Annotated in this window: 11 protein-coding genes and 2 pseudogenes; 6 read left to right on the forward strand and 7 right to left on the reverse strand. The window is 58.5% G+C overall.

What is annotated here, in order from left to right; all coding sequences use genetic code 11:
- Window positions 1–1,217: 1,217 nt before the first annotated feature.
- Entirely contained in the window at window positions 1,218–1,526 is a 309-nt protein-coding gene (locus I6F20_RS31445; protein ID WP_225129451.1) for a hypothetical protein, read from the reverse strand.
- A gap of 620 nt (window positions 1,527–2,146) precedes the next feature.
- A pseudogene (locus I6F20_RS31450) lies at window positions 2,147–2,477 on the reverse strand (IS66 family transposase); the annotation flags it as partial.
- 854 nt (window positions 2,478–3,331) lie between these two features.
- Here I6F20_RS31450 and I6F20_RS31455 point away from each other — a divergent pair.
- Both I6F20_RS31455 and I6F20_RS31460 read left to right on the forward strand, forming a co-directional pair.
- On the forward strand, window positions 3,332–4,339 hold the full coding sequence (locus I6F20_RS31455; RefSeq protein WP_225129453.1) for a radical SAM family RiPP maturation amino acid epimerase: 1,008 nt from the start codon (window positions 3,332–3,334) through the stop codon (window positions 4,337–4,339).
- The gene (locus tag I6F20_RS31460; RefSeq protein ID WP_225129455.1) at window positions 4,288–4,695 is read left to right on the forward strand and encodes a hypothetical protein; all 408 of its coding nucleotides are present in this window, start codon (window positions 4,288–4,290) and stop codon (window positions 4,693–4,695) included. The genes I6F20_RS31455 and I6F20_RS31460 overlap by 52 nt, the downstream gene beginning before the upstream one ends.
- A 976-nt stretch (window positions 4,696–5,671) precedes the next feature.
- Here I6F20_RS31460 and I6F20_RS31470 read toward each other — a convergent pair.
- From I6F20_RS31470 to I6F20_RS31480, 3 genes are all read right to left on the reverse strand, one after another.
- Entirely contained in the window at window positions 5,672–6,328 is a 657-nt protein-coding gene (locus tag I6F20_RS31470; RefSeq protein WP_225129459.1) for a hypothetical protein, read from the reverse strand.
- Window positions 6,329–6,496: 168 nt separating this feature from the next.
- The gene (locus I6F20_RS31475) at window positions 6,497–6,859 is read right to left on the reverse strand and encodes a hypothetical protein (RefSeq protein ID WP_225129460.1); all 363 of its coding nucleotides are present in this window, start codon (window positions 6,857–6,859) and stop codon (window positions 6,497–6,499) included.
- Window positions 6,860–6,959: 100 nt separating this feature from the next.
- Window positions 6,960–8,024, reverse strand: a complete 1,065-nt coding sequence (locus I6F20_RS31480; RefSeq protein ID WP_225129462.1) for an integrase catalytic domain-containing protein — start codon at window positions 8,022–8,024, stop codon at window positions 6,960–6,962.
- Between the two features lie 640 nt (window positions 8,025–8,664).
- Between I6F20_RS31480 and I6F20_RS31485 the strand changes: the two are divergent.
- Window positions 8,665–8,931, forward strand: a pseudogene (locus tag I6F20_RS31485) (zincin-like metallopeptidase domain-containing protein); the annotation flags it as partial.
- A 1,276-nt stretch (window positions 8,932–10,207) separates the two neighbouring features.
- Here I6F20_RS31485 and I6F20_RS31490 read toward each other — a convergent pair.
- The gene (locus I6F20_RS31490) at window positions 10,208–10,516 is read right to left on the reverse strand and encodes a hypothetical protein (RefSeq protein ID WP_225129464.1); all 309 of its coding nucleotides are present in this window, start codon (window positions 10,514–10,516) and stop codon (window positions 10,208–10,210) included.
- Between the two features lie 298 nt (window positions 10,517–10,814).
- Between I6F20_RS31490 and I6F20_RS38480 the strand changes: the two genes are divergently transcribed.
- Complete coding sequence (locus tag I6F20_RS38480; protein ID WP_518513084.1) at window positions 10,815–11,114, forward strand: hypothetical protein; 300 nt, start codon at window positions 10,815–10,817, stop codon at window positions 11,112–11,114.
- A 249-nt stretch (window positions 11,115–11,363) separates the two neighbouring features.
- Here I6F20_RS38480 and I6F20_RS31495 read toward each other — a convergent pair whose 3' ends face one another.
- Window positions 11,364–12,041, reverse strand: a complete 678-nt coding sequence (locus I6F20_RS31495; protein ID WP_225129466.1) for a hypothetical protein — start codon at window positions 12,039–12,041, stop codon at window positions 11,364–11,366.
- Between the two features lie 1,640 nt (window positions 12,042–13,681).
- On the opposite strand from I6F20_RS31495, the gene I6F20_RS31500 reads away from it, so the two are divergent.
- Window positions 13,682–15,028 (forward strand): MFS transporter, encoded by a 1,347-nt coding sequence (locus tag I6F20_RS31500; RefSeq protein ID WP_225129468.1) that lies wholly within the window; start codon window positions 13,682–13,684, stop codon window positions 15,026–15,028.
- Between the two features lie 646 nt (window positions 15,029–15,674).
- Entirely contained in the window at window positions 15,675–15,884 is a 210-nt protein-coding gene (locus I6F20_RS31505) for a hypothetical protein (protein WP_225129470.1), read from the forward strand.
- The last annotated feature ends 681 nt before the right edge of the window (window positions 15,885–16,565 follow it).

A 16,565-nucleotide genomic window follows, 5' to 3' on the forward strand; every position in this document is an offset into this window, starting at 1 on the left:
ACCCTGATTCCGCACGTCGGTTTTGTCCGTATGACCTTCTCGCTGTTCGCTTCTGGCTCGATGATCGGCAGAGGAACAGGAGGACGCTAGGACCCCGCGTCCACTTTGGCACCTACCTACTCTTGTAATGGACCTGCCATCGTCTGCATGGCACTCGCGATCGACGCGCCCACAGGCTCGTTACGGCTTGTGATTAGCGTAATTGTCCGATTTCGCGGCACTTGAGCCGGCACCACCAACCCATCGAGAGCGTGTAGGCCACCCCGGCGATACAGCTTGTACGGACGAAAGGCTTCTTACCGTAACCACCGCCAGACCGATGGTGTTCAAGCCGGTGATCGTCGCCACAGGGACCCGGCGGCGCCTCAACATTCCAACGAGTTATCGAAGCTCGCAGCAGCAGTCCCAAGCACGGCCTTGAGGTCATCCAAGTGCTGGCACCGGCAAACAAAGCGCCCGATCACCTCGTCACCTAAATCCGAATAGCTCCGCTTATTTGGCCGTTAGTCAACGGAGATTTATTTATGACGATGACAACGCGAGCTGGAAATTGAGGCGTCGTGTCATCGCCCAAACTGGTGTGGATAGGCGCCGAGGGCACATTTTCCGGGCGGCGAACGGTTGAATGGCTGGCCGTCCGCAGCGACGAATGGCTCACAGAGACTTCGATCGACAGAGACGCAGCCTGCCCACGGGCCCTCTGCGTGAGGATTAATCCATCGCAATGCGCTCGCCAGACTTGCTTGATGAGCTACTCGACCATTTTCCACGACCTTTGCGGTTTCGGGCGCGGCAAATTCCTTTCCGCTTAAGATCATCTGGTGAAATGCGAGCGTCGCGTCCTTGCTCCCGATCGGCAGACTTTACCAATCAAGCACTCCGATTTTGCGCTCTCCGCTCAGCTATTCGGGCCCGTCAATTGACGATGTTGGGCTGCATGAGCAGCATCATCCACGCCACAAATCTCATCCTGCTGATGCTGCTAACGGCGAGCACTAGTTCGGCTTGTGCGGTCTGCTCAGCGTATTTCCAGGCGCCATTTGTGCCCCCGGGCAGTCCGCCGGTACTAGATGTGATTGCGACCTTAGTGGCCTGGGGGAGACTTGAGACGTTTGGCGTTAGACTGAGATTTTTTGTCCGCCAGCCAACACAACGTGGTGGCAGGTTTGGTGGGGCAGTGCCAGCGCTCGCATGAACGGTGACCGATGTCACGAGGCCTAAATGCCGCAGCGGGACCTCTCCTGAGCGATCGTGACCGCGGCAAGGCCGAACATCACGTCGCGGTTGATGCCGAAATGGAGGCGATAGAGCCACCAGATTGCGCAGCACCGGTCGAGATCGGAGAGTGCCCGAGCGCGGTTTATTGCTGCTGCGACCCGCGCTATTGGCTTCATGACACGTCTCGTCTGGAAACCTGAACGTCTCGGGACCAGTGCTCTAAATTTGGTGAGTTCTTGATCGGTGACGGTCGGCTGTCGCGCGCGTGCGTCGGCAAAGGATTGGAAGCTGAGATTCATGTTTGCCATGGCATTGCGCGTCTCGAAGCTTGATGGGAACACGCATATGCGTATCCGGCCTTTCCGTAACCTTACGAGGCAAGTACTGCTTCCCCAAACACCCAGATCTGGTAGCGACAATTGACAGCACTCTTATGCGGTAGTTACGCGGTGGCGCGCGTTAGTTCGCAGACCCGATGCTGTCGCATCGAAGCGATCGGAGTCGATGGCGTTGGCTGCACCTCGGAAAACGGGGCGGCGCGGCCCGGAGCCATGTGATATTGCCTCGACTCATCGATGGCAGGTAGAGCTCCTGAGAGAGACGGTGATGCACTGCGACTTCCTGCCGCTGTGGGGATGCAGTCAACGAATGTGAATTCGTCATTTGAACAACTCGCCAGCCGACCACCTAACGGATTGACACGCGACATAGCCAGGGTAGCAAAGCTACCCGCCCACAACACTAGTTCGGTACGGTCGACAGCACGTTGCGCAGCCTGTTGCGGCCTTCTCGAATATGAGGCCGAGCGAATACAAATTTGGCGCGCACCACCCACTCTCTGAGGACGATCCTTCAACTGAACAGACTACCAATGCATTATCATGCTGTGGGCACACGCATGCTCTAAGACCAATTTCCCGGTCGCGATGACCGGGTTTGTTGAAGTCTGTACTTGCCCGCCTACTTCATTCTTCTCCATGTCAGCCAGCTCGAAGAAGCCCCGCCGCGCATGGGCAATGCAAAACGCCAGTGTAATCGGCCGCACCTTCTTCTGCGGGTCGAACAGCGGTTCGAACCCGCTGAAGCACCGGCGTACAGCATGCCGGCGAACGCGGCCAGCTTCTTCTGGAGATGCTCGCCTCGTCGGTTGCTCGAGGCGTACTAGACTGCCGCCGCCGGCGCAGGCCCGGTGGCCGGCCACCACACACAAGTGCAGAACCGCCCGGTTGTACCTTGCCCTTCGCCGGGATACGGATGGTGTGGTGAAAAGGCCGGCGGGATTTCACCTCCAGCCTCTCGCAGAACCGGGCGTATTGGACGGAATGCGCGCCGTTTCTAATCCGCAAGGGACGCTGCTGAGCACGGTTCTGACCGAGCTTTTGTAGATGGTAACCGCTTGCTGCTGGGTTAGCTACCCACAACGAGCTTTCATCCCGCTCGACTGAGCGCTTGTTATGTTCGAGACCAATGTCGGAAAGTTGACGATACGCACGCTCAGACAAAGCGCAAAAGCAGCGATGTCAGTTTGGTATGCGGATTGCTTTGTTAAGGTGTCATCACCGATCGCTTCCAAGGCGACGGCTAGGTAGAAACATTTAGCAGAGGCCGGGCTATGTCGCAGGCTGAGGTAGAACGGTTTGTCAAGAATCTAGCGAAAGAGGGTAGTCTGCTCGAACACGTTAAGCAGAGTGCTACAGGTCTTCGCGATCGGAAAGAGCCACGGCTACGATTTCACGCTTGATGAGGTTAGGAGCAGCATCCGAGTGCCACGCCGACATGCGTTGATGCAGCTCGACGCGATTGTCGGCGGCAAGCAGGATTTGAGCGGTGTAGGCTTGAGGAGGATTGTGCATACCACTGCGTTGGCTAGTTCCACGTCGGAGGCACCTACGAGCGCCGTGCAAGCCGCGGAAGCGGGCCGTGACCTAGTCGCTATCGTTTTGCTTATTGTAGTTGTTGTCGCTGTCACGGCCTGACGTATTTTCACTCTGATCGCATTGGCTCGTCCTGAAGGAAACGATCCGGTGCGAACAGAACTGAAAGCACGCCTCGTCAGGAGTCAGATCATTGCTTTCAGGCCTAGAGATGCGGCTTCAGGGCGTACCCGTACCGTATGACGCACACTGCCACCGAACACTGCCGACGGATTTTTGACCGGCGTACCCCCGAGCAACTGCGCACGTTGTCACACGTCAAGCGCTTCATGGAGCGGCTGGCCGGTGACTTGGAGTTCCGCAGGGCGCTTTCGGAGAACGTTCATTCTCCTCGAGCGGTAACAGAGCGCTACGGCATCGAAGTTGCCCCAATGAAGATGCTTCCTCTCTGGCGCGGCGGCTACCTGAAATATCGCTTCAAGCCGGAGTCTACGCCCTGGCCCCTGGCTATGATGTGGGACGAGTTTATCTGCGACATGTTGCGCGATCGCGACCTCCTGCGCGAAGAGGGCGAAATGTCGACGATCAACCCTCGCTTTCATGCCTGGCGTGAGCGCCACATCCGGCGCTGCAACGACGAATTGGGCGGAACGGCGGCCTCGGTCACGTACCCCATCATCGCTTTCGAGCTGAGCGACGGCTGCACCATCGGTTGCTGGTTCTGCGGCCTCTCGGCCGACCGCTTCAAAGGCTATTACGAATATAGCGAAGAGCATGCAGCGCTTTGGCGCGCCGTGGTCGGTATTGCGAGCGAGATGTTTGGTTCGGCAGCCCGTACTGGTTTCTGCTACTGGGCCACAGAGCCTATGGACAACCCCCATTACGACCGCTTTCTATTCGACTATTATCAGATCACGGGCGCATTGCCACAAACAACGACGGCGGCCCCGCTCAGGGATCGCGCACTCACCACGCGCGTGCTCGAACTGTTCCAGCGCTATCGCACCGTGACGAACCGTTTCTCCGTGCTGAGCACAACACATCTCGACCAGATTCACATGGCGTTTTCGCCTGAGGAGCTGATCGGTGTCGAACTCGTCCTGCAGGGCAAGGAGGCGCTGACTGCAAAGGCTTTTGCCGGGCGCGCGCCCGGAGCGAGAAACTTAGGGCTGGCAACAAAGATGATGCAATCGCCTTGCTGGAGAGCGATCACACGACCATCGCCTTTGTTTCCGGCTTTCTCGTAAATATGCTGCAGGGACGTTTACAATTGGTGACGCCGGTGCCCGGTAGCGAACGCTGGCCTCTTGGCTACCGCGTCTTGAGTGAACGCTTCTTTAGGAGGTCTGACGAGTTCCGCGAGGGGCTGCAGCGCATGATCGACCAGCATGTGCTCGAGGCTGGGAACCGATGCTTTCATCTCCGGTCACGCAACATGGAACACCGGGTGCTGGACGACATCGCTCCGACTTCCGTTGGCCATCTAATCGCCTATGGCAACTGCACAGCGTCGGAGCTGGTTAGGCAGGTCACGACTGACGGAACGAGCGTGCTCGCAGTAGCCGACCTGCTCGATCAGTTATGCACGGCCGGGGGTGATTGAAGAGGACTTAGACGACAGCTTCGCCTGGCAGACCAGCTCACCTGTTACTGCGCTTTCATCGGGCAGCGGTTAGAGTTTCGGATTTTGTACGCCAGTGAGTCCGCCGGAAGAATTTCATTCTCGAGTTGCCCAGGCGAACGGTGCGTGATGCCCCTGCAGTTCCACCGCGCTGTCGAAAACATGGAAATTTGGAGTGCGCGCAGCGGCGGCTACTCGTTCGTTATAAGCTTGCAGAGCCCGACCGGTCCTGGCTTCCGCGGAAGGTTCGGCTACGTCGCTTCGTGGCGTCCGCTTGACCAGAGCCGTGGCGCGATCAGGGTGCTCGGCTCGCCGCTGCAGAGCTTGGCTGAGGCCGAGGACGCCTGCAATAGTATGCTCAATTACCTGAGAGACTGAACTGATTCCTGGTCGCGGAAAATGGAAGCATCTTAAAGATGCTGCAGTCGCGTCGGGTGCTACCCAGGATGTTCACGGGGTCGAGACGTACTTTGTAGCGGCTGAGATTATCGCGCCCGATTTGAGCGGGCGCTACACGTTCTATCCGTCGGACGGGCTTGCTTCCAAATCGAGCTCATCTGGATTATCTTGAAGATCATCTGCCGTCCCTCACGCCGGTCGGAGCAAACATGTTCGTCGAAGGCTCGACAGATTTGTTCGCGTTTCCCAATCCGGTAGTTAAGCCGTACATCAGGATCGTGATCCACAAGACGCCCCTAGCGAACGGCTGCGCCCTACCGGATCTATTCACGAAATGATCATCACGATCCGTACACGGATGCGAGCCAGAACAGCTTGATGACAAGGGCGGGACAGGTCGTAACACCGTAGTCTCAATGACTTCACTGATTTTGCCGTCCTGCCACGCCTGTTTGCAGCGGCTGCGGTAGTCGCTCCTCAATCGCGGTAGCGCTGACAATGCTGCTAAAAAATACCGTCGCGCTTAAAAATGCTTTCAGCACAGCCAGGACCCTTTAGATTAGGAATAATCAAGCGGTACAAAGGCGATATTACCCTCGGGCCCAGACGATCGCCGTAAAGCGCCCCGGCCATTTCCGGAAACCGCGAAGTGAAGATTGAGCCGCCCATTCATTTCTTGCACAGAAAATGTCAAGTTCGGGTGTGAGCCTGAACGAACATCAAAGATCGTACTGAGTTGAGTGGTGACATCGTGGAAGACGACATAGCCAACTTTCATGCCGGTGTGAAAAGACGGTAGGTTATCCTGGTCAGCTAGTATCTTCTGAACGATTTCTTTTCGCTCTAAACCAAAGTTTGAGGCAAAGCCGGTTGCAAAACAGTCGACTCTATCGTCGTTGAGATTATTGCGAACAACCAACACATCATGTCGTGTGCAGGTCGTAATGTTCGAAAGAAGATCGTTCGACGGCTGATAGTTCTGTCCTCTGAGTATCACGTGCAGCGTGTCAGGGGACCATCGAAACCCTTCCTTACTTATCGAGCAACCAGCCACAACGCCGCCAATACCGTGCGTCTCCAGTCCGTTTAAAAAGATAGCGAGGCGTTGTGAGATACAAACTGTACAGACAAGACGGCCCGTCACGTCAGCTCTGTTTGGGGGGTATTGTAGCACCGAGTGAATATAGTCTTTGTCTTCTGGACTGTCGCGCGCCATGGAAAACTGCCCCCTCATATTGCCTCAGATGACAATGTTACCGAGCGCCCCCAGCTGTCGCGCGAATTGGACCCCGCGGGTCCGAGCAAGCCGCTCGCGAAGCGCGCCCTCCAGAGCGCCGTAGCGAGAGAGCGGCTTGCGGTGATTCGGCAAAGCAACACGTGGGATTTAGACAGCGAGGGAAGCTTGGAACGATAGTATGGTTTCGGTGCTGCTGATGAGCTGTCGAGCGACCTTTGATCGCCAATTCTTCACCAACCGCTGCACCGTACGCCGCTGATGGCCACTGAACTGACCCGGCGCATGCGCTGCCAGCCGGGAGAGGAGATCGACGGCGGACAAGTGCGGAGCCGCGGCGAGCCATTCCTCGATCATGGGAATGTATGGGTCGAGCATCGATGGCCGACGTGGCGCAGGTTTGCGCCGCACATAGCGGCGCCGATGAATGCCGCGCTGCTCACCCTGCTTCCAACCGTCGCCGAGCTCTCGGGCAAAGGCGGTCAAGTCGCTTTGCACCGGCGCGACGGTCATGGCTGGCTTTCCGGCCCGCTGATCAACACGCTTGCCCAGCTCATTTTGAGCGTCCCTCATCTGTGCCAGCAATGCCACCGGATCAAGCGTGCGGTAAATCTCACGCAGCCGACGTTTGAATGCCTCGTTGCGGGTGGACCAATGCTCTTTCGTACGGTGTAGCGGGAGGAAGATAACGCTTGATCACCTTGGCACCTTCGCGGTGCTTCTCCTTCAGCTTAAACGAGGGCTGGAAGAAATTGATGTGCAGCCGTGCCGCGGCAAACAGGCGAGCTAATGAGCGAGCGGCATCAATGCCTTCAAAGCGCCCGTAGCCCACCAGACGTCGAACGATAGCTCCATTCTTCTGTTCAACGAACGCTTGATCGTTCTTTCTGTAGGCCCTGGAACGAGTGACTTCGACATCGTGAGAACGGCACCACGAGACGACCGTGTCGTTCATGAAGGCGCTGTCGTTGTCAAAATCGAGCCCGCAAACGGGCCAGGGAAATAGGTTCTGGGCGCGCTCGAGGGCCTCGACCACAAGCGCTGCTTCACGCACAACAAGCGGAAAGCATTCGGTCCACCCCGTTGCGACATCCACCATTGTTAGCGTCTGAATGAAGGCCCCGGATACGGACATGCCGCCGTGCGCAACCAGATCCGCTTCGCAGTACCCCGGCGGAGGTGATCCCCAGTCATTGAATGTACGCACCGGGACTTGCCGCCGTACGGCACTGGAAAAGCCCGCCCGCCGTCGGCGTCCTCCGGCTGCTGCGATCCTTACGTCGCTCAGCAGGCGATCGATCGTCGACGCGCTCACCCTCAAAACCTTAGACCGCTCATCAGCAGAAAGCTTCAATCTGCCGTGCCGTTCAAGAGCCGGAAGCAAGAACGGGATCATCGCGACGAGCCGCTTACTGCAGAGCCGGTCAGACGAGTCCCATAGCACAATCAGTGCCATACGAATGGAAGCTCCGTAGGTCCGGCCCCGCCGCCGCGGCACGGCCGACCCCGATGCCCCGTCCGCTGACAGCGCTCGGATCGCGTGCTTGCGATGCCATCCCGCAACGGCGCACAGCTCGTCTAGGATCCGTCCCTTCTCGAGCCGCCCGCTTGCCCGATAACGCTCGGCCAGCGCTGATGTGATCTCGCGCTTTGCGCGCATGCTGATCTTCCCTGCCATAGCCGCCACCGATCTGATTCGGCAGCTCCGCCCCAGACACGACAGGGAAGTTGTCCGGTAACATTTTTAGCGAGGCAATATGGGGGGCAATTTCCCATGTCGCCCGACAATCTACGATGGTGTGGTCCTCAACCGACAATGTCTCACTGATCAGCAGCCTAAACCGTCCGGGTGATCCTGAAGTCGTGACGACTGACAGCACAGAGAGCACGTCTGAGTGGTTGCAGGAATTTCCGTGGCGGATTGAGGGGTGTTGATAGCCCATTATTATTGACCGACTGCGCAAAAGGCCTGTCAGCTTGCGGTAAGCTATGACAGATACAGAGCCCTTGGGATTAACGGGATGTGACAGGGACAGCGTTATCGCTCCAGATCGATCGGCGCCGAGTCACTTTTCCGCTAGTCTCAACGGCAGTGCGGATGTGGTAGGGACTAGTTGGCCTGGCTTCAGCCCCCGGGTCGGTTAGCACCGAGCCGCGCCCGCACTGTTTCTACATCTTGCCCCGACCAATCCCGCTGCTATCTCCGACAAGTTTCGCGGGTACTCTGGCGAAGGTCGGTACATCACCTGAAAAGGTGAGGGCCACGTACTTCCATTCTGCCGCGACGCGCGCAATGAGTGGCGTTGGACACTACATACCGCCACGAGAGCCGCCTGAATCGCGAGTTCGGCCGCAAGCGCTTCGGCGATGAAGGCTATGCCATGGAAAAGTTGGTCGCAGAGCTTGGCGCGGCCTTTCTGTCCGCCGATTGGGCCTGATACCGGAGGTGAGGGAGGGGCACGCCTCCTATATGCCCTCTTAGATCAAGGTGCTGAAGAACGACAAACGCGCGATCTTCAAACTTCGTCCAGCGGGCGGCGGACTTCCTGTATCGGTTTCAGGCCAAAAATTCCGCCGCGGCCTGAGCCGCGGCGGAAATAATCGATCTGGACCTCGTCATTTTAACTCCAAATAGCTCAGATCAAACTCGCCATGAAAGTCGGGGGTGAATACAAGCTCGCGCCATGAGCCCCTTCGGCGAAAAGGATTACCCTCTCCTTGGTGAATAGCCGATGAGAGAGCGAATGAACGAGGAACGAATCGCGGAAGGCGGATTTGCGAGAACGATTCGGATCAACCGTGGCTTGGCACCCGTGCGTGCACCTGCGGCGCCGCCGGTATGCCGTTTTGCAACCCGAGCAATGACCAGTCGTCGGCTCCCATGCCGCCGCAAGACTTCATCGGCCGGGAGGAAGGCGGGTCCTGAAACCCATGAAGCCCCACGACGATCGAGAGCCGCAGGGCCGTTTCGTTCTGCAGATGTCGCGATGCATTGCCTCACGAGCGACGGCCTCGTCAGCTTCTGGAAAGCCTATCCATAATAGGATCAGCTCCGATGCTCAGTCAGCGCCGGTGGGTGGGGCTGCCGCCAGACCGCCGCTCTTCACCGAACCATCAGACGCGCCAGCTCAGTCATCAGACATCTACCGCGGTCTCAACTCTTTCGTTGATCTGCCGTACACACCGCAGCAGATGCAAGACGATGCTCAGTCAGCGCCGGTGCTCAGCCCCGCCGGTAAACCCGCGTTCTTCGTCGGGCGGTCGGGCGTACTCCAGGAGCTTGAGGACATCGGATACCGACTCGACGAGGATTGGCAGGATGGCGCGTCCGATGGTCCGGTGAACCGCGGCGGTCTGGCGGCAGCCCCACCCACCTGTTCAGGGGAGACGCCTAGCGCAGCGTTCGCCTCGACGAGCACTCAACTCTTTCGTTGATCTGCCGTACACACCGCAGCAGATGCGAGACGATGCTCAGTCAGCGCCGGTGGGTGGGGCTGCCGCCAGACCGCCGCTCTTCACCGAACCGTCACAGCCGGTGTCGGATTTCTTACTCGATGTCCTCCCTATCCGCATCCGCACTGCCAATGAAGTTAGCCAGGAGATCGAGAGGCTAACGCACCGGCTTTGCCTTGAGGGCTGTTCACACGAAATGCCTGGTGGGTATTAACGAGAAATCGGCCTTGGACTGATAGGGTAGACTGAGGGCGTAGCTGATCGCTCAGATTCATCCCCGGGGAGATACCATCGTCCGCCGAGAATGAGCAAAGACGGGCTTGCTGACGCCGCTGCCTGCTCCGGACGAACTCGATTCAAAGTCGATTGCGCGCGCCATCGGGCTGGGATGCGCTCGATGCACGATTTCTAAATTCCGCAGCGGGATCTCTCGTGGGCAACCGAGACCGCGGCGAGCCCCAACATCACGTCGCCGGTGAATCCGAAATGGAGACAATAGAGCCACCAGATTGCGCAGCACCGGTCGAGATCGTACATGGCGAGTGCGCGCCTCTTTGCTGCGACCATCCGCGCCATCGGGTTCATTCCGCGTATCATCTGGAAACCTCGGCGTCTCGGGGCCAGCGCTCTCCGTTCAATGACTTTTAGGGCGGTGATGGCCCGCTGTCCGGCGCGTGCACCTGCAAGAGATTCGGAATTAAGATTGATGTTCGCCATGGCGTTCTTTTCCGCGTTTCGAAGCTGCATGCGATCTGTGTCGTAATCCTACGGTTCAGGTGCTGCTTGCAAAACGCCCAGATCTGGTAGTGCCAACTGATAGGATTTCCATCCGATAAATACGCTCACGCGATTGCACTGCCACGCAAAGCCACTTGCGACCGTCGTTCTCGGTTACGCGACCTTTGCTGCCAGCTCCTTGAGAATACCTCCGCGTCCGCAAGTTATTGACGCTCGCACAGGCAGGGCCTACGCCGTTTCCGAGTAAGCCCTCCACGGTCACCGGTTTCGCTGCCCAATTTGCGCGAATCCAGCCGACGTCGAGCGCTGGTTGGCGGCCGAGCCCCGTCTGAGGGCGCTGGCAATTCTCGGTCGCCTCGCTGAGCAACGCCCCAAACAGTTCGGCCCGCAGCACACCATCGTGCAGCGCTTGTTGGGATGGCTCCGACGCAAATCAGCCGAAACGATCATCCCGCACGGCGCAAAGCTGCGACGCTGGCCGCGTGTAATGGGCATTCCGCGACGTCTCCAGTCCCTCCGATTCTGCGCGCCATCGTGGAATCTCGGACTGGCCCACAGCGGGAGCTACATCGTTTAAGCGAAAGTCACACCGGCAGGGGAGGCAATACGGGCGCAATATGGCAGGCCGGATGACGGGCCGGCACCACGCAGATGAAATGGCAAGGATGACCGTGCATCTCGTGGGCTGCCAGGGGGTCCAATGATGCGTACCCACTGGCGGCGCGAACAGTCCACTGTTAAGCGGCGAATGTCTCTCCAGGTAAGGACAACCGAAGTGATCGCAGGCCTCCAGTCCGGCGCGATCGCTTCACCGTCGGGTTGCGTCTCATACCCTTGTAAGCCTAACGAACCCTCCTTCCACTAATTCGGCTTTGTAGGCCCGATTGTTAAGTAGGATTGTGGCGGGGTTATCTGCGGTCGGCATGAAACCTTCTTCGCGCAGCTTGTCCATTAGGGCAGGTGTGGCCCATTGCTGTCCTAGCGGCATTCCGTAGCGCCATTTCTCCGCAAAGAAGGCTCCGAAGTCCGGTACTCCCGCCCGGCCGGCCCCAACCACTTGGTCCTCCGCGGGGTTATGAACAAGACGAACGCGATTGGACTCATCCAAACCGGCCGTGTAGCGGTGACCTTGGATTTCATAGGTCATCGTCGGCTGGTCCGAGTCCGGCAAGAGACCGTGGTGGAATAGCCTCTCAACCATGGCGTCAGGGGCGATTTGCGAACCGTGTGAAAATCTCTGTGGAGCGGCGAATGAGACATCTACCGCTTCCTCAGGTGCGGCAGGTGATGATGGTCCAGCTTCATTCATGATCTGACTGAACAAATCATGATCTTCCTGTGTCCAGATGTGCGCCGTTGGCGATTCCGGTGAACGGGCATTATCGATCGGGTTCGGATCCAGAAAGCTCTCCTTTCTGTTATAAGAACAAAGGCCTCTTGAAGATCTGCCCCCAGGGAATGAGCTGAAGTTCGTCACGAATTCAGAGATGGGTGGCTTCGTCATCGAGAGGCCAAGTTCGAATGTTAAAGAGGCTGGCTTTCGAGAAGCTGACAAAGGTCGAAAAAGGAGACAAACCCGCGGCCGCAGCTGCCCCCTCTGATGCGATCATCTCCGGGCCAAGTCTCATTCCGCCTGGCCTCGCAGTCGGCGCGCGGGTCTGCGTCGTGCATTGCGTTCACCTGAGCGTAAAGCTGGTTAGGAGGTCCAGGTGATGCGGACCGCGACCAGACTCAGTCTTGCACCGAACATGTGCATTTCGACCTCTGCCCTCGACCCGTCGTTCTGGCTGACGCTTCGAGCCTATGCTCGGGGCCGCTAACCAGAATGGCCACGATAGTCGCGCGAGCGCGAGAACAGACGAGAGCGAGACCTACGTGAGAGTCCGGCAAGCGCGGAGCGAAGTGTTCACCTGAGATAACGAAATCGCTGAGACGCAAACCAGCCGAGACGATCATCCCGAGCACGGCTAAAGGTGCGGCGGTGCCGGTGATCCGGGGACTGCGGCCGCCGCTGCGTGTAGTGGGTAGTCCGCGAAGTCCCCAGTGCCTCGAACCCTGCGCGCCATGATACAACATCCGAGTGACAGCCGGAGCTACATCGGTCAAGCGGAACGCTACGTCCTCAGGTGAGGCAATACGAACCGCCAACTTTGTCCCGGCTGCTATCGACGCTCTGCGTCATGCAGATGGCACTCGTGTCAGGGCGTTGGAAAGAGAATTCACTGGTGTCCTGAATAAGGAAAATCGTCGTAATTCGTGCGCGCGGTGGCGAGGTCGCCGCTGAAATGTCCGCTTCCTCCAAGCGTCCGTTGGCGAAGAACCGTAGGCCACATTCGTGCTCGCCCGTTGCGGGCGCACGAACAGTAGCTCCTGGGGATGCGTCACTGGTTTGCCTTAACAGCTCTCTAAGTGGTTGACCAAGATGTACGCCCCCTGAACCTTTGGCAGCGCTCCCCGAACGACTTGAGATCGGCCTCGTCGGCGTCGGGGCCGAATAGCCGGGCCTTCTCCCCGTCCCGGCTGATGCCCTCGCGCAGGAGATAGCCAAGATGCGGGCGAGCGGCGCCGAACGCACGTTATGACTGGACGACCTAGGTCTTGATGGTCGCCAGACGCGAGCGTCCCGCGAGCAGGCGTTCGCCCACTCGCCGGCGACCCGGCCGGGACGCAAAGGTGGAGCACTGATGATTGGTGGATCTTGTCCGCCGCGCGAGAGAGAGCGGCAGGAGCGCTGAGCGGCGGCAAGCGCCTTGGCGACGAAGGGCGTGGCACGCTGACTCCTTAAGGAGCGGACGCAACCTGGCCGAGGCTGAAAGGGCGCGAGACATCGCCAATCGTGTTCGGCGCCCGCCAATTTGTCCCAAACTCGCCAAAGCAGCGCGATGTCTGGGTGCCCGACAACTATAGCAGGTCTCATATTTGTCTTGCCGGGAAGGCCAGCGATCAGATCAAGGGTAAAATGGGCCACGAAAGGCGGGCATTTTTATTGCAGAGCTTACCGTGAGGTTCGTCGTGACACGCTTCAGCCTACATGTGAACAGGCGATGGCCGTGAGGACGAGCTCGGGCAAGTGGAATGCAACTTTGCGCGACCTGTCTGGTCGAAATGTTCGGGCCATGGATCGCGCTCCAGATCAGGTCGAGGATGGCGAGGCAATTTACTCCAGAGGGGCTGGAGCCGGTCCTCGGTCCGGCAGACGAACGCTTGACACGCCGCGCGGTGTTGGGCGCAACCATCGGCAACATTATCGAATTCTACGACTTCGGGACCTATAGCTTTTTCGCAATACAGATCGGTCAGGCGTTCTTCCCGGCAACTGACCAGTTCGTCAGCCTCATGCTGTCACTCGGAACCTTCGGCGCAGGTTTTGTGACCAGGCCGATCGGAGCCATCGTGCTCGGCTCGTATTCGGATCGGGCCGGCCGCCGACCCGCGATGACCGCCAGCTTTGCCATGATGAGCGCCGCGGTCCTGTTATTGGCTATCACGCCATCGTACGAGACAATAGGACTTGCCGCTCCGTTGCTAGCCATTTTCGCACGCTTGCTGCAGGGCTTTGCTCTCGGAGGTGAAGTCGGTCCAACGACAGCCTACTTGATGGAGGCGGCCCCCACCAAAGCCCGCGGTCTTGCGGTCTCCTTTCAGCCCGCGAGCCAACAGGTAGCTGCGACGGCCGGAGCGTTGGTTGGAGAAATACTCTCGCTCACCATGACAAGCGAAGCGCTCAATGCGTACGGATGGCGGGTCGCGCTGTTGCTCGGCGCGGCTACGTTGCCGTTTGGACTTTGGTTGCGGAGCGTCCTGCCCGAAACGCTGCACCGCCCCGAGGCGCCGGTTCTTGTCACCCAGCCCGAGGGGCGACCACCTACCGATCGCCGCATCATGAGCTTGGGATTTGTCATCTTGGCCAGCTGCACGATCACGACTTATGTTACGGGATACATGACGACCTACGCGTTGAACACCCTCCGCGTTTCCACGCCTCTCGCCTTTGCTACTACGCTCATCAGCAACACGGTCGGAATTTCTGCAGCACTGCTGGGCGGCCTGCTCGCCGACCGCGTAGGCCGTCGGCGTATCATGATATGGCCGCAGGTCACTGCATTACTGATGACCTATCCGGTATTCTTGTGGATTGCAGAAAGCCGCAGTGCCTTGGCACTTCTAGGAGGTCTCGGCGTCCTCACCCTGATCGGAACGATTCCGTATAGCGCCTTCTACGTGAGCATGGCCGAAGGTTTGCCCAAGTACATTCGTGGTCGCGCGTTCGCGACGATCTACGCTTTTGCGATAGCGATTTTTGGAGGCACAGCTCAACCGATCGTCACCTGGCTCATCCACCTTACCGGGAGTGCACTCGTGCCCGCCTGGTACATGCTCTTCGCGGGCGCGGCCGCGCTTTGTGCCATGCTTATGATGCCGGAGACGGCGCCACTCAATTATGTGCCCGACCATAGACGAATGGCCGTACCGGCACGACCGCTGCCCTAGTCATGCCCGAACAGGTAAGGATGACATCTATGATGTCCGAAATGCGAAACATCGAGCCGGAGGACGGGTATGGAGCCAGCACGTAAAAGAGAATCTATCCTGAAAATTCGAGCAGCTTTACATCGAGCAGCAGCTCCTGTCGGAGCGCAGCGTCTCCGTCTGAAATGACTTTTCCCCATTTACCCGATCTTGGCCGATGCGGCAGTTGCACGATCGGCGGATGTCACCGAAAGGCTGTAAGTGAGCCGTCACTCTGATCGTCGTTTAGAGAACAAGAAGGCGCGGCTTGTACTATCTACTAGCGCAAGTACGGCATGAGGATGCGGCCGCTGTCGGAGCAGCGGCCGCACGAGGGTCAATCCTCATCTCTGCTTGATATGTTTCCCGCTGTCAGTGCTGGACGCACGAGGGATCCGTCAAGCAAAAAAACAGATCGCAGATACCATTCAACGGGTCATCCACGCACTCAGGATATGATGTATCGGCTACCGGCGCACTCGCCGCAACCGGCTGCGCGGCAACGTTTGCAGCAAAAGGAGGCATTACCGCCGTTGCAAGCGCGAGGGCGCTCGCGGTCACTAACACAGACTTTTTCATTCGAGATATCGCTTCCCTAGGTTAGCCCCAGCCGCCCTCGAGGGTCTATATGACCACGTTGCAAGCGGTAAAATTGATTTTCTTGATCAGATCTATTGACCGAATGGATAAGTATGCAGCAATCGACGATCGGCTCATCGATGCGATGGGCGACGAGTTTCAAATTTGGCTGAAGCAACGGCTGGCCGAAGCGGGTCTGACGGACGATGCCGAGGTTAAATCGTCAACGAGATCGCCTGCGAGATCAAAAGCGAGGTGATGCACCGGGTGCTTAGGGAGCACGGCATCCAGCTGTAAAAGCTCGGCCAGGCCCGTCTTACGGATTGCTGTCGCGAGCTCGCGCCATGACACAATGAACAGTCCCACCAAGCTGATCGTGCGGCGCAGCCTGCTCTTCCGACGGTGCCACCGTTGCTCACTCGTGGCGGCGAGTGAAAAAAGCAGGGAAATGACTGACCATACGCCGGTGTACTGAAATTGTCTCCGCGGCGCCCGGCGCCATTGCAGTTGAAACGAAGAAGCTCCGACTTACTCGGATTGAGACGCTCAACGAAGAACGACAAGCCCAGCATCTTTTGGGGGGCCAAGGAGGCGTGATGCTGGGGCCGTCGTAGGCTGATGCTAGAGTAGCAAACAGGCGGCGTTGTTGTGCACCGCCCGGTTTGATTCGTCAAAGCGGCCGGGACGCTCAGCTCCCGTACATCCGGACCATCCGCGATCCGTTGAAGCTCGCCCGAAGAGTTTGCGCGCCAGTTCGCCGCGGGCAGGCTGGTGAAAGCACTGTGACACCGGGCGTATCGCCGCCAGCATCTGGTATATCTCCCGCCTGCAATAGTCAGCGGCCCAGCTTCTCGTCCGAGCGCCGATGTTCGCCACAGCAGAGAATGGCAGCTTGCTTGTACGACGACCCACCATCCTCCGGATCGCCAGCCGATACCCC

It is taken from the genome of Bradyrhizobium sp. IC3123, assembly GCF_020193625.1.
GTDB lineage: Bacteria > Pseudomonadota > Alphaproteobacteria > Rhizobiales > Xanthobacteraceae > Bradyrhizobium > Bradyrhizobium yuanmingense.